Origin of the sequence: Staphylococcus sp. NWU MKU2 (genome assembly GCF_033283605.1) — a bacterium.
GTDB lineage: Bacteria > Bacillota > Bacilli > Staphylococcales > Staphylococcaceae > Staphylococcus > Staphylococcus haemolyticus.
This window is the reverse complement of the sequence record NZ_JAVSMH010000004.1, coordinates 1-14,687: the sequence shown is the minus strand read 5'-3', so window position 1 is coordinate 14,687 and position 14,687 is coordinate 1. Positions and strand designations below refer to the sequence as shown.

13 protein-coding genes and 1 pseudogene are annotated in these 14,687 nt (G+C 32.1%); 11 read left to right on the top strand and 3 right to left on the bottom strand.

Going from position 1 to position 14,687, the window contains the following annotated elements; genetic code table 11:
- Positions 1-22 precede the first annotated feature (22 nt).
- Entirely contained in the window at positions 23-901 is an 879-nt protein-coding gene (locus SBL15_RS07510; RefSeq protein ID WP_107612339.1) for a CobW family GTP-binding protein, read from the bottom strand.
- Between the two features lie 267 nt (positions 902-1,168).
- Here SBL15_RS07510 and SBL15_RS07505 point away from each other — a divergent pair, with 267 nt between their 5' ends.
- The 3 genes from SBL15_RS07505 (at position 1,169) to SBL15_RS07495 (ending at position 4,115) form a co-directional block, all read left to right on the top strand.
- Positions 1,169-2,152 (top strand): metal ABC transporter solute-binding protein, Zn/Mn family, encoded by a 984-nt coding sequence (locus SBL15_RS07505; RefSeq protein WP_107612340.1) that lies wholly within the window; start codon positions 1,169-1,171, stop codon positions 2,150-2,152.
- A 178-nt stretch (positions 2,153-2,330) separates the two neighbouring features.
- A complete protein-coding gene (locus tag SBL15_RS07500) occupies positions 2,331-2,453 on the top strand; it encodes a hypothetical protein (protein WP_259341614.1) in 123 nt (40 codons plus the stop codon).
- A 312-nt stretch (positions 2,454-2,765) separates the two neighbouring features.
- The gene (locus tag SBL15_RS07495) at positions 2,766-4,115 is read left to right on the top strand and encodes a trypsin-like peptidase domain-containing protein (protein WP_107614006.1); all 1,350 of its coding nucleotides are present in this window, start codon (positions 2,766-2,768) and stop codon (positions 4,113-4,115) included.
- A gap of 91 nt (positions 4,116-4,206) precedes the next feature.
- Here the strand turns inward: SBL15_RS07495 and SBL15_RS07490 are convergent.
- Positions 4,207-4,846, bottom strand: a pseudogene (locus SBL15_RS07490) (FMN-dependent NADH-azoreductase).
- Positions 4,847-4,976: 130 nt separating this feature from the next.
- On the opposite strand from SBL15_RS07490, the gene SBL15_RS07485 reads away from it, so the two are divergent.
- The 3 genes from SBL15_RS07485 to SBL15_RS07475 all read left to right on the top strand — a co-directional run bounded on the left by SBL15_RS07485 (position 4,977) and on the right by SBL15_RS07475 (position 6,973).
- On the top strand, positions 4,977-5,270 hold the full coding sequence (locus SBL15_RS07485; RefSeq protein ID WP_107614008.1) for a TfoX/Sxy family protein: 294 nt from the start codon (positions 4,977-4,979) through the stop codon (positions 5,268-5,270).
- A 445-nt stretch (positions 5,271-5,715) separates the two neighbouring features.
- Entirely contained in the window at positions 5,716-6,255 is a 540-nt protein-coding gene (locus SBL15_RS07480) for a hypothetical protein (protein WP_317955642.1), read from the top strand.
- A 46-nt stretch (positions 6,256-6,301) separates the two neighbouring features.
- Positions 6,302-6,973 (top strand): hypothetical protein, encoded by a 672-nt coding sequence (locus SBL15_RS07475; protein WP_107636106.1) that lies wholly within the window; start codon positions 6,302-6,304, stop codon positions 6,971-6,973.
- Positions 6,974-7,093: 120 nt separating this feature from the next.
- On the opposite strand, the gene SBL15_RS07470 is transcribed toward SBL15_RS07475, so the two are convergent.
- On the bottom strand, positions 7,094-8,317 hold the full coding sequence (locus SBL15_RS07470) for an ArgE/DapE family deacylase (protein WP_107636107.1): 1,224 nt from the start codon (positions 8,315-8,317) through the stop codon (positions 7,094-7,096).
- A gap of 302 nt (positions 8,318-8,619) precedes the next feature.
- Between SBL15_RS07470 and SBL15_RS07465 the strand changes: the two genes are divergently transcribed.
- From SBL15_RS07465 to SBL15_RS07445, 5 genes are all read left to right on the top strand, one after another.
- Positions 8,620-9,672: a PTS transporter subunit IIC gene (locus tag SBL15_RS07465; RefSeq protein ID WP_317955640.1), complete on the top strand. Its 1,053-nt coding sequence runs from the start codon at positions 8,620-8,622 to the stop codon at positions 9,670-9,672.
- Positions 9,673-10,094: 422 nt separating this feature from the next.
- A complete protein-coding gene (gene thrS / locus SBL15_RS07460) occupies positions 10,095-12,011 on the top strand; it encodes a threonine--tRNA ligase (protein ID WP_317955638.1) in 1,917 nt (638 codons plus the stop codon).
- 190 nt (positions 12,012-12,201) lie between these two features.
- Positions 12,202-13,023, top strand: coding sequence for an ATP-binding cassette domain-containing protein (locus SBL15_RS07455; protein ID WP_317955636.1), 822 nt, complete (start codon positions 12,202-12,204; stop codon positions 13,021-13,023).
- Complete coding sequence (locus SBL15_RS07450; RefSeq protein WP_233664277.1) at positions 13,010-13,249, top strand: hypothetical protein; 240 nt, start codon at positions 13,010-13,012, stop codon at positions 13,247-13,249. The genes SBL15_RS07455 and SBL15_RS07450 overlap by 14 nt, the downstream gene beginning before the upstream one ends.
- Positions 13,250-13,766: 517 nt before the next feature.
- Positions 13,767-14,225 (top strand): MepB family protein, encoded by a 459-nt coding sequence (locus tag SBL15_RS07445; protein WP_107634678.1) that lies wholly within the window; start codon positions 13,767-13,769, stop codon positions 14,223-14,225.
- Positions 14,226-14,687: the final 462 nt, after the last annotated feature.

Below are 14,687 nucleotides of genomic sequence, written 5' to 3'. Positions count from 1 at the left end.
TCTCGTGTTGGATTTTTTATTGTTATAAGTCTAACTCGATATCATCTAAATGTTTCCCAATAGCTACCAAATATAAAGGAACATCTGATTTGAATTGAATCGGTGTTAATTCGATTTCTCCTCCAGCATACTGAACTAGATGTATCAATTCATTATCTGTAAAACGAACAAATCCTTTTACACGGTAAACTTGTTGTGGGAGTTGGGTTAACCTTTCAATGAACGCTGCTTTTGGTTGTGAGCGAGGCGTGTCTATCAACTGATGATTGATGGCGTGATGGAGTGTACCTCTTTGTTTAGCATCTAAATGTTTCACGTTTAACAATGTGTTTAACGTTAATTCTCCCCATTGTCCTACTTGTATGTTTGCGTCTCCATTAATGACCTCTAGATGCCTTAATAAGCGAGCGACTTGATTAAAATCAGCAATATCAATTTTATTTACAAATAGCGTAGAGCAATGACTTAATTGTTCATAAAATAACGCTTGAATATCTCTAGGGTATGTTTCTATCTTCTCGTACAACTTTGCATCAATGATGCCAAGCATACTTCTAATAGTGGTAATTGGAGCTAGGACAGGTGTTAGACAGGCGTCAACAACAGCCAATGGTTCAGCTATACCACTACATTCTATAAACACAAGATCTGGTTGATGTTCTAAATATAATTCATGCAATTGTTGTGAAACGTTTGATTTCATAGCACAACAAATGCAGCCTTCTACAATCTCACTGATAGGAATAGTTGGCTCAATGAGATGACTATCGACACTCATTTTTCCAAATTCATTTATAATTAATGCGGTTTTTATATCATGATTCAATGCGTCTTTAATTAGGTGGTTCAATGTTGTTGTCTTGCCACTGCCTAAGAAACCTCCAACAATAATGATTTCCATAATAAACTCCTAACTTTGAATGAGATACCAACGTTACGATTTTACAGTGTTATTGAGGTAGCGAAATAAACCAAAAAACAAATCGTAATTATTACTATTTAAAAAAGTATACCTAAATTGATACACATTTTCAAAAAATGAATAAATCAAGAGAGATTAAATGCATTTCTGATGTCTAACATTAATAATTTTAAAAATTAGCATTGACAATTAGACGGATTAATGTAAATAATAAAACGTAATGATTTTGATTTAGGAGATGTGTACATGTTTAAGAGAAGTATTATTTTATTATTTGTAGCTGTTTTAGCATTATCACTTGCAGCATGTGGCAAAGGTGATAGTGATAAATCATCTGATCATAAAGGTAAGTTAGAAGTTAAGACGACAGTTTATCCACTTAAATCATTTGCGCAACAAATCGGTGGTAAATATGTTGATGTTGAATCAGTTTATCCAAACGGAGTAGACCCACATACATATGACCCAAGTCAGAAACAAATGGTTGATATTGGCAAATCAGATTTATTCGTATACACAGGTGATAATTTAGACCCCGTAGCTAAGAAAATTGCCAAAGCCATTAATGATAAAGATAAAACATTATCTTTAGAATCAACATTAGATAAAAATAGTGACTTATTAAAAGGCGAAGAACATGAACATGAGCATGAACATGGTGAAGAGCATGAACACGGCGAAGAACATGAGCACCATCACCATGGCAAATATGATCCTCATATCTGGTTAGATCCTGTGATTAGTCAAAAATTCGCTAAAGAAATTAAAGATGAATTAGTTAAGAAAGATAGTAAACATAAAGATTACTATGAAGATAACTATAATAAATTAGTTAAAGACTTAAAAGGCATCGATAAAGATATGAAAGAAGCAGTTAAAGGTAATGAAGGTAAAACGGTTTATATTTCACATGACTCTATTGGTTACTTAGCTGATAGATATAACTTCAAACAAGAAGGTATTGAAAATATGAATGCTGAAGAACCTAGCCAAAAAGATTTAACAAATATTGTTAAACAAATTAAAGAAGATAAAGTGAAATATATCTTAGCTGAAGAAAATGTATCTAACAAAGTTGCCGACACAGTTAGAAAAGAAACTGACGCAAAAACAATTAAATTCTATAATATGGGCTCACATACGAAACAACAAGATGATGACAAAAATACGTATCAATCATTTATGAAAGAGAACGTTAAAGCGATTGAAAAAGCCCTTAAGAATGAATAATACGATATAATAAAAAAGGTATTAATGTTTCATATCAAGGCCTCGTGATGATAGTCATGAGGTCTTGATTTATTAGAGGAAGAGGTAAGTCTTACCTCCCTATGGATAATAGATAGAATTAGGCAGGGATTAATGTTATGGTGATAATGAAATGTAGCATTAGAGGAGGCCATTGCAAATGTCTTTAAGTACATTGGTTCATATTATATTTTATACGCTATTCTTTATAATAGTCGGAATGGCACCTGTATTTGGCGTTTATTTGCAAAAAAGAAAACAAAAAGATAGTAAATCTAAATAATCATTAATATTTATTAAAAATAGGCAGCTAGCAGATTAAATTCTACTAGCTGTCCTTTTGTATATTTATGAACGCGTGAATAAATTGTTATAAATTAAAGTGATGACAATTCAATATTATATAATTTTAATATTTATTAAAAGTTAAAAAAACTATAAAAATGAATATTGTAGTGTGCATTAATTAAGGTATATAATAAATTAAAGCAATAATTAATTGATTTGAAACATGATGAAAGTAGGGATGAGTATAGTGAACAAAGGGGTAGCATTAAAGAGATATTCACTTATATTAGTAGTCTTTCTGATAACGATGTGTTTATCTTTTCTTTTTCAATTTAATGAAGCATATGCTTCTACTAAAAGTGATCATTTAGGTGTACAACAAACATCTCAACACCATGTCATTAAATACCAAAATAACTCAGTAAATGTATCTAAAGATAAAGTTGTAGTAGCTCAGACTAAGGTACAAACGCCGTCTAAGGTAACAAATCGCAATCAAGCTTCGTTACAAAAGACAATGGCATCTTCTAAACGAGCACATGTTACTTCAACACATGTGACACCAAAAAGTACTAAAGTACAACCTTCATCGCAAAACTTTTCAAAACAAAAGCAAATACAAAAGCAACCAACTAAGGTTAACAAAAAAGTTGTCTCAACAAATAAGAAACCACAAAAAGCATCAAAAGTAACGGGTACACAATCTGCGAAGCCACAATTATTAGCACAAACTACTAAAACGAAAAGTAAATCAACTACGAAAGTGGCAGTTGTAACTAAGACTAAAACTGCGAAACCAAGTGCGCAAACAACAGTCAAAGCGTCTAAAAAAGCATCATCAACGACGAAAAAGAATTATTACAATAAAGCACCTAAGCGTTGGCCATCTAATGTGCCTGGTGATGATAATGTACGTGATTTCGGTCAAACGACGAAAGAATCAGGTATTGATGACGCTTTAAAAATTATGAAGAAATCAGGCAATAAAGGTGTAACCATTGAACATGCTAAGGCGAAAGATGCCAATATTGCAACAGTTTATAATTGGAATCCAAAAGCAAAACAATTAACATATGGCACTGGTACAGCAATTGGAAAGTATACGATTCTAACTGCGAATCATGTTGTTAATGATCAAAACGCGCATAAGCCTTTAACACCGTCACAACCACAAAATATGCGTATCAACATATTACAAGAGGGATCTAAAATAGTGCGTACACTTGAAGTCTTTGGTGTTCAAATGCTGCAATATGGTGATGTTTCTCTAGTGTATACGTATGAAGATATTTCAAAGTATATGAAGATAAGAAAGATTGCATCAGAAAGTTCGATTAAAGCTATGAAAGCAAACACACCTATTCACATGTACCACTATGGTAAGCCGACTGGTAAATATAAAAATGATCCTGCCGGCACAATGTATCATTCAAAAGGAAAATACACGATGACTGCACGTAATGTGAACCCGATTGGCTATTATCAAATGATGGCAGAACCAGGTTCTTCTGGTGGGGCAGTCTTAAATAGTAAAAATGAAGTGATTGGTGTCCATGCGTTCAGATTAAACTCAGGGGATTATAAAAAATATAATTTAAATACGATGGCTGAAATCAGAGGTAAATTACGTAAAGAAATTATTGATAATATTGTGTAGTGATTTATTAATTTAATAAATTTTAAAAAGTGAGCGGGATGACATAACTAGGGTAATGTCATTGTCTTGCTCACTTTTTGTGTAATTGAAACTATTTTTGTGTGTAAAACGCATCGAATACGTTGTTTAAATCTTTGTTTGCAGCATCTAAGATTTCGTCTTCAGGTAAGACTGACGTACCTTGGGCACGAGCGATGTAAAACTCATCAAATCCCATGATTTCTTTAAACATTTCTTTTAAATAGTAATATGAGAATTCAAGTGGCGTATAACGGTCGTCATTTGTATAGACACCACCACTTGCTTGTAATAATAGTGCTTTATAATCATCTATCATTAAGCCAACAGAACCATCCTCAGTATATTTAAATGTTTCTCTAGCAATCATAATGTTGTCGATGTAGTCTTTTAATCTCGATGTGATATTGAAATTGTGAAGTGGTGTTAGAATGACAATGCGATGATTAGCTTTAAATTGATTTAATAAGAATGCCGACATATCAGCAATTTTTGTTTCACCATCTGATAGGGACTCGCCTGAACTTTGCTTGTTCCAAACATTTAATAATTGATCACCTTCGATACGAGGTACATCAATATCATATAAATTTAATTCTTCAATTTCCACGTTTGGAAATATAGTTTTATATTTATCTAAAAATAAATTTTTAAACAGTATATGTTGATTCATTATTAAAATCTGGGTGGGCATTAATAAGTAGCGTCTTCATGATATAGCAACTCCTTTAAGTGTAGTAGCGTTATTATATATTTTTAATATCAAAATAACTATGATTTCAATTTAAAATGGCTCAATTTATTTAATATCGGGGTATCCATAGAATAAAGGGGAGATGTCGAATGGCAACAGACAAAAGTTTTCACGAAATATTTTTAAATAAAATTAATTCAAGCAAAATTAAAACGAGAAGTATGATGGGGGAGTATCTCATTTATTATAAGGACAAAGTGATAGGTGGTTTGTATGATAATAGATTGTTAGTTAAAGCCACAAAGTCTCCTCTTGAAAAGCTAGAAGGATATGAATTAGTATCGCCGTATCCGAATGCGAAAGAAATGATATTTATACCTAATATCAGTGATATTGAAGACATCGAGACTTTGTTTTCAAACATAAAGAATGATTTACGTTAATCATTTGCTAATAGGGGAAAAACTATCATAGTTGTCGTCACAGTTGGTATTAAACAACATGAACGTTATAGGGAAGGTAGACTACGGTCACTAACAGGTTAGTGTTCCCTTCTAAGCGTTAAATTTATAAACAATCCTAAAAAAGATAGGTTTATTTATTAAAATCAAATATTAAATTTATCTAAATTTTTTAATTTATACTATTTTTTCTGAAATAAAAGAACTGTATGATAGAGATGGAAGTGATTTCTTAATAAAGTCAAATTTTGAGGAGTTTCATATGAAAATCACAGGTTTAATTGTATTAATCGTCATCTTTGGTGTAGGTTATTTGATTATTAATGCAATTTGAAAAAAATCTCAACAGACATACAGTGAGGATAAATTAGACCATGTTGACCATAGTGGATATGGTAATGGGAAGTATTTTTACCAAGCACCAGGTATGATTTTAGATAAGCAATATATTCCTATTTATGGTAAAGAAAGATTATGTCATATTCCTTACTACAAGGATAATAGTCAAAAGACGAGAAGTATGTTTGGCTTAAAACTTTTACACGGTACACAAGTTAGATCTGATGACCATTCAGTTATTATTGAACGTGTCGAAGGTATGACTAATTATGCTATGTATAGAGTACTGTTAGATGGTGAAGAAATAGGTACTTTAAAAAAAGATAAAATGATAAAAGAAGGTGGCTTCAAATGTCTATTTCCATATAGTTTTGTCAATAAGGCAAAGGAAACTTATCGCTTTGAGAATCCAGATCGATTCCATTCTACAGTGATTAAAGACGAGCATAGTCATATTATTTTATCAGCTGAACGTACGGCATTAGATTATAAGAAAAGCGAAAAAACAAATAAGCGTGGAGAACAAAACCAAATTACAGTGAATAATGATGGTAAATATCCTGATGAGTTATGGTTAGCTCTATATATTCAAGCTTGTATTACATATCAAACGTTGGATAAGCAATAAACTTTGAATTTAACATGAACAACGAGATAACAAAGGAGTAATGAATATGTTTATATTGGGAGAGGAGCTGGAGATGTCGTCTAGTTCAAATATGTCACTTTTAGACTTCGTTATTGGTCTATACGGTAAAGAATGTCTAATCTTCATTACATTAACCGTTTTATATGTATTAATCATGAAACTAACAAGCACAATTATTTATCGTAAGTCCAAATCATTAGATACATATGATAGGATAGCGACTAAACTAGATGGCCCTATCAAATATGTATTCATTTTAGTATTTATCATTTTAATTACACTAGGTGTGTATCAGATTTTTAGTTATTACTTGGTAGCGACAGGATTCTTTTGGATTATTTTATTCACTGTTGGCTTTGCCCTTATATTTATCTTGTTCCCATACTTTATCATTTTCTTACCTTTTTTCAAACGTAATAAGTACTGGGGATTAGGAAAAATGATACCTTGGGCAATTATTTTTGGAGGTACTTCAACGTATGGCGCCATCATTATGTTAGATACGAACACTAAGATATACACTGACGAGGGTGCCTCAGGTTATGTGAAAGGCAGTTTATTATTTAAAGAATTAGGTGGATTTTCTTTGATTTTAGCGTCGCTCATTGGTGTTGCTATGATTGTAATCAAAGCCATTGCCACGAAACATACACGCAGTCAAGCTAAACAGGCCAAAGAAAAGACTATGGCTAATTGAAGATGAGAAAGATTTATTTTAAGGGTTAAAACATACACTAACTAAACAGACGTAGCATTAGACATCTTTAACCAACTAAGGTATGAATGTCGGTGCTACGTCTCATTTTCTATCTATAAATTACTTTTTCGCCAAGTACTTCACTGCAACGTCTTTGTAGATATCGATATATTTAAGATACATGTCCTTTTCAATATATTCATCCACTTGATGGGCCATAATCGTAATACCTGGACCAACAATAGCAAGATCTACATTATTAGGATTATCACCTAACAGACTTGAAGCATCGGTAGTACCAATGAATGCTGCGACAAAGACGTCTTCTTCATTCACGTAATGAGGTGCAACTTCAGTAATTACTTGAATTAACGTGCTATTTTTATCACTTGTGACAGGACGATGATCACTTACGACTTCAAACGACAATGCTTCAGGATTCACCTCATCAACTGTCTGTTGGAATAGTGACTTAACAAAGTCATTATTATACTCAGGCACAGGTCTTACATTATATTCAATAGAGGCTTCTTCGGGTACAGAGTTGAATTGTTTGCCACCTTTAATAATAGAACCCATCAATGTAAATCCTGATGCGAAGTTTTCTTCTTTTTCGCTTAAAGTGCCCTTCATAAATTTATTTACCATTGGTGCAACATCTAGCTCATGTTGAAGGTCATGCTGTTTGATATTATCATATTTTGAATTTAATTGATTTATAAACTGGACTAACGTGTCTACTGCATTCTTCCCTAAAAATGGCATTGAACTATGTGCAGCAACCCCAGTGGCAGTCACTTTACACGCCATTGAACCTTTATGTGCATAGAATACCCCGTTGTCTGTAGGTTCTCCGATGATTAAGCCATCAATGTCATCTAAATAACCATCTTTTACAAATCGTTTGGCACCTTCTTGTTCTTTTTCTTCTCCCGTTGTCGCAAGTAAGCGTATTGTTCCTTTAGGTAAATCTCCAGACATTTTTAATTCAATGAGTGCGATAACCATTCCCATCAAGGCACCCTTCATATCCGTCGTTCCACGTCCATATAATTTGCCATCATGTTCTGTGAGTTTAAATGGCGGATAAGTCCATTTATCGTGACGCCCGGCATCAACTACGTCCATATGACCACTCATCGCTAATATTGGCGAACCGCTCCCGATTTCAGCTACTAAGTTCGCTCTTGTCTCGCTCACTTTTAATATTTTAGAAGGTATATCGTATTGTGCTAATAAGTTTTGTATATAATGACAGACTTCGATTTCGTTTTCATTTTCTGACTGAATTTCAATAATATCTGCTAGTAACTTAATTTTATCTTCCTCTTGAAAAGTACGCATATGTATCCCAACCTTAAATATGATATTAGTATTATCTATACATAAAGTGTAATTTATAAACATTATAATGAATATTCATCCTAATTTATTTTATGAAATTGCATGCAAAATGATATAGTAATCAAAAATAGGTTACATTAGTAATTGTTAATGTAATATAATATCCAAGTTGTGAACAAATAATGAATGTTACATATTTATTTTTTAAAGATTTAAATTAATGTGATTGAATTATTGATTCAATACTTTAAAATCAAGATTAAAATTTATAAAAAGAGAAAGCTTTTTGAGGTATAAGAATTATGGGCGAGAGAGAAATGATAACACCCAGAACATTTATATTTAATGTATTAAATGGTGTAGCTTTAGCAATTGTAGTAGGTATGATTCCAAACGCAATATTAGGAGAGTTAAGTGAATATTTAAGTCAGTATAACGATATATTTACGAAAGTAGCCTTTGTAACGCAAGGGATTCAATATTCAATTCCAATTTTGACAGGTGTATTAATTGCAGGACAATTTAAATTAACGCAATTACAAACCGCCGTTACAGGTGCAGCTGCATTTGTAGGATCTGGCGCATCTACTTTCACAGATAATAAGTGGGTCATTGTTGGTATAGGAGATTTAATTAATACGATGATTACTGCATCGATTGCAGTCGGTATCATTTTATTGATTAGTCATAAATTAGGTAGTTTAAATATGATTGTGTTACCAATCGTTGGTGGTGCTGTGGCGGGATTACTTGGACTATTAATCTTGCCATACACTAAATTGATTACGTTAGGCTTGGGAGATGTTATCAATGGATTGACGAATACGCAACCTATTATCATGACTATATTGATTGCGATGATCTTCTCTATATTGATTGTTTCACCAATATCTTCAATCGGGATAGGTTTGGCAATTGGCATTTCAGGCTTAGCGGCTGGTTCAGCTGCAGTTGGTGTAGCAGCGAGTGCGATTATGCTTGCAGTAGGTAGTTGGCGCGTAAATAAACCAGGTATTCCGATTACGGTATTACTTGGAGCAGTAAAATTAATGATGCCGACGCTGATTCGTCATCCAATGATGATGCTTCCAATTGTATGTACGGCAGGTGTGTCAGGATTTGTTGGAGGGTTGTTCAATATTAAAGGTACACCCGATTCAGCAGGTTTCGGACTCATTGGTCTTGTTGGACCGATTAAATCGTTAAATTTATTGGAAATGGGTACAACGAGTGGCTTATTGATTATCGCCATTGTGTACATCATTGTTCCATTAATTTCTGCGCTATTTTTCCATTATTTATTTGTAAAAGTATTAAAAATCTATGATCCAAATATCTTTAAATATCAAGTTTAAATGAAAATGTCTAGTTGAAGTGTGTGAATATAGCTTTGGCTAGATATTTTTGTTTTTTTAAAAGTTATAAACTGTCAAAAAGGTAATTAATGTAGTTAATTTGATATTCTGATGCGCATTTGACTAACAATTAAGATAGGTATATGATTATAAAAAATTAATACACGATTGAAGGACAAGAGCTATGTTGACGATTCACAGAGAGGGAATAAACGCTGAGATACTCCTAATCTAAAATATAGTTTACTACCTTTTCATAGATTACATGGAAACATGTAACGTTTCATGCGCGTTAATGCATGGCTAAAGTGTCATCTCTTAGTTGAGATGGAATGTTGGGTGGAACCACGGGTGTTACAAACTCGTCCCTCTTGTAGGGACGGGTTTTTTTATTTATATGAATGTTTAAGGAGAGATGTATCATGTCTAATCAACAAATCAATATCCAATTTCCAGATGGAAGTAATAAAGCTTATCAAGCAGGTGTACGCGCTAGTGATGTAGCGAAATCTATTAGCCAATCTTTATATAAGGAAGCAGTCGTTTGTCGTGTGAATGACCGTTTAGTTGATTTAACCCATCCTCTCCAAGAAGATTGTGAACTCACATTTTACACACTTAAAGATCAAGAAGGTTTAAATGTAATGCGACATTCTGCCGCCCACGTCTTAGCACAAGCACTTACTCGATTATATCCCGATGTAAAATTAACAATCGGTCCTGTAATTGAGCATGGTTTTTACTATGATATCGATTTAGATGAATCCATTAGTGAAGCAGATTTAAATAAAATCGAAAAAGAAATGAAGAAAATACACAACGAGAATTTAAAATTTGTGCGACAAGATTTAAGCTATGCTGAGGCTAAAAACATTTTTAAAGAAAATCCTTACAAGTTGGAACTTATTGAAGAACATCGTAATGATCAACTATCACTTTATCAACAAGGTGAGTTTATTGACTTATGTGTTGGTCCACATGTACCAAGTACTAAATTTGTAAATCACTTTAAATTAACTAAAGTATCAGGTGCTTATTGGCGAGGAAATAGTGATAACAAGATGTTGCAACGTATTTACGGCGTAGCGTTTAGTTCTAAAGATCAACTTGATGACTATTTTGAATTCTTACGAGAAGCGGAAGAGCGAAATCATAGACGCTTAGGTAAACAGTTGAAATTATTCATGTTCTCTGAAGAAGCACCAGGTATGCCATTCTACCTATCTAATGGTCAGTTCATTCGCAATCAAATGGAAAGTTTCTTGAGAGAAGTTCAATTGAAACACGATTATGATGAAGTAAGAACACCATTGATGATGAACAAACGACTTTGGGAAGAATCAGGACATTGGGACCATTATCATGAGAATATGTATTTCACTAAAGTGGATGAAAATGATTACGCGTTGAAACCAATGAATTGCCCGGGACATATGTTAATTTTCAAAAATGAACTTAGATCTTATAAAGATTTACCGCTTCGAATTGCTGAATTTGGTCAAGTGCACCGTCATGAATTTAGTGGTGCGTTGAATGGTTTACTACGCGTGAGAACGTTCTGCCAAGATGACGCGCATATCTTTATTATGAAATCTCAAATCAAATCAGAAGTGCAAGAAATTCTGAAATTAATTGATTATATTTATTCAGTATTTGGCTTTGAATATAGTATTGAATTATTAACACGTCCTGATGATTACTTAGGAGAATTAGACTTATGGAATGAAGCGGAGCAATCATTGGCACATGTATTGGATGACCTTGGATTAGACTATTCTGTTAATGAAGGGGACGGAGTCTTCTATGGTCCTAAGATTGATGTGCATATTAAAGACGCATTAAATCGAAGCCATCAATGTGCTACAGTGCAATTAGATTTCCAAATGCCAGAGAAATTCGAATTAACTTACATTAACGAACAAAATGAAAAAGAACGACCAGTTGTATTGCATAGAGCAGTATTCGGTTCACTAGACCGCTTCTTCGGTATTTTAATTGAACACTTCAAAGGTGCATTCCCACTATGGATGGCACCTGTACAAGTGAATTTAATTGGCGTATCAGATAATAATGACGGATACGTCCGTACAGTTGCAGAAGCACTAAGAGATGAGAATATCCGTGTTGCTATAGATGATAGAGAAGAAAAGCTTGGCAAAAAAATTAGAGAAAGCCAGTTGAATAAAATCCCATACACATTAGTATTAGGAGACGATGAACAACAACATCACACTGTTTCAGTTAGAAAATATGCACATGATGATAATGAAACAATGGATATTCAAGCATTTATTGAAAAGTTAAAACATGAAATTGAAAGTAAAGCGTTATTAGTATAGAGGTATAGCGTGAGTACAATGCAGCCTATCAGAGTATGAACACTTTGATAGGCTTTTTAATGTCTAGATATTAAATGTAAATATGAAAATTGTAGAATAATTATATAATGTATTTGAATAGTAAAATTTTGTTTTTATAAGTAAGAAAGATACAATAAACATAACGTCTTTTAGATTTAGGAGTATTGAAATGCAAACATTTTCTGTAGAAGGTAAGAACATTTCAAAAGAAATTAATCATCAAGCAATTATTAAAAATATGAGTATGAACTTTCCAAATAACTCTATTATTTTAATTGAAGGTAAGAATGGTTCAGGGAAAAGTGTTACTTTAAAAATGCTAGCCAATATAATGAAACCTTCTAGTGGATTGATGAGTGTTAAAGGTAACATAAGTTACGCACCAGATCATTTGCCAATGACTATTAATTTAACTGTTAAAGAATATCTAGATTTTATTGATAGTATAAGTATTAAAAATCAATCTGACATTAAATTAAGTCAATTGACGCATCTGTTTAACTTAGAACTATTTTTGCAAAAAAGAATTCATGAATGTTCTAAAGGTACTCAACAAAAGGTGAATCTAACCCAGTGTTTAATTAAAAAAGCAGATATTTATATTATGGATGAACCATTTTCTGGTCTTGATAAAAATGCCATCGCAGAGTTAAAGTCGTTATTAATTCAATTCAAACAATTTGCAACAATCGTACTAACTTCACATGAACAAATAGTAGATTATACGTTTGTTACCCATCGATATAATATTGAACAAAATCATCTAATAGATAATAGTTCAACTAATGCGGATATGAAGATGTTGATTAAAATTATACAAGTGTCAGAAAAAGAATTATCTATTATTTTAAAAGAACATGACTTTCAAATGAGCAAAGATGGAAGTATTATTGTAAATTCATCTCAAAGTAATCAAGTGATAGCATTATTAATCCATAATGGATATTTTATTGAAGAAGTAAGAAGGTATACAAAAAATGGCGTTAATTAAGTATCAATTTAAAAACTATATTAGAACTTATAAGCTAATAGCACCTTTTGTGACATTTTTTACGTTACTAATTATTATATATTTTTATTCTGGTCAACCAATCATGTCTAGTTTTGCTAGCACATCAATGGTTCTTTTATTTGTAACTGGTTGGATAACTGTAACAATTATTGACGCAGAATCTCTCCAAAAAAAAACAATTATTATTTACTCAACTAAAATCTAAAAGTACATATTTGACTAATAAATTAATATTTTCAATATTACTTATTTTACCGTTGGGTATAGTCGCAATTATTTATCCTATAATTACTTTTAGATTTGAGCATATACCTAATCTAATAGAAATTGTAATTGGTATTTATAGTCATATAATTACAATAATCGTGGGCGTTCTTATTACAACCTTATTAAAAACAATTCCAAAACTATCTTATAAATTTGTTTGGTTAATAATGATGTTGATTTTTCTGTTTTCAATATTAAGAGTTGTTATAATTGAAGCTTTTTCTATTTCAAGCTATGTTCTTTGGATCTTCCCACCGATAAGTGATTTTATGATGATGTTAAATGAAGATATAATGCTTATCTTAAATAAGGATTTTCTTATAATTAATATATGGATGGTTGTCTACTTAGTAATTTTAACTACAGTTCTATATATTAATTTTAATAAATCAGAGTATATTTAATGCAAATAATATTGGCTGTAAGTGAAATTAATATCATAAAAGGAGATATTTATGAAATCCATTGAGACGATGCAATCTTACCATTTGTTAGAATTGTTATTTTCAAATTCTGATGTTTCTTATGTATTAGAAGAATGGAATCAACAATATGAAGCGGTAGAAATAAAAACTCGAAATGGCCTATTCAAAAGTAGATTTGCTCAAAGGACACCTAATAAAAAGGGTTACTTTTTCGCTATGTGGAAGAAAGATGAAAATAATACGAATGTGCCTTTTAATGAGGATGATTTAGAGAATCAATTAATAGTGAATATTGTTGATGATAATCGGAGAGGCCAGTTTATATTTCCAAAGGATATATTGATCAAGAAAGGTATTTTAAAAAGTGATGATTCTAAAGGGAAAATGGCATTGAGAGTGTATCCACCTTGGGAGACGGGATTAAATAACACTGCAGCTAAGACACAAGCATGGCAGTGTGCTTATTTTAATGAGATAGTGCATGAATAAATACTCAACCTACGCTATACAGTAATAAAAATATTATATGTAATTGGAGATAATCGATGGACGGTATCATTGCATTTATTCAAATGTTAGTAGTAGTACCTTATTCTATATTTTTGCTGGCAGTGTTTATGTATTGTATATGGAAATGTGTGTGGTTTGTAAATGATTTAATCAGGTGGTTGTTGGGGAACAATTTGAATATCAACGTTTCTGAGAACATGTCTTTTGTTATACTATTTTTCTCTATATTCTTTGGAGCACTGCTTTTTATCATCCCGTTTTACATTGTCGTCTTGTTAATTGGTAACTTTTTCCAAGTGATTTTAGTGATGATAGGCATATATATCATAGTTACCAAGCTAAAAAATAAATAATATTTTTATCTAGAGGCTGGGACAAAATAAAATGTCTCAGCCTACTTTATCATTTTGTCAGTAGCTGACTGATTTGAAAATGCGCTTG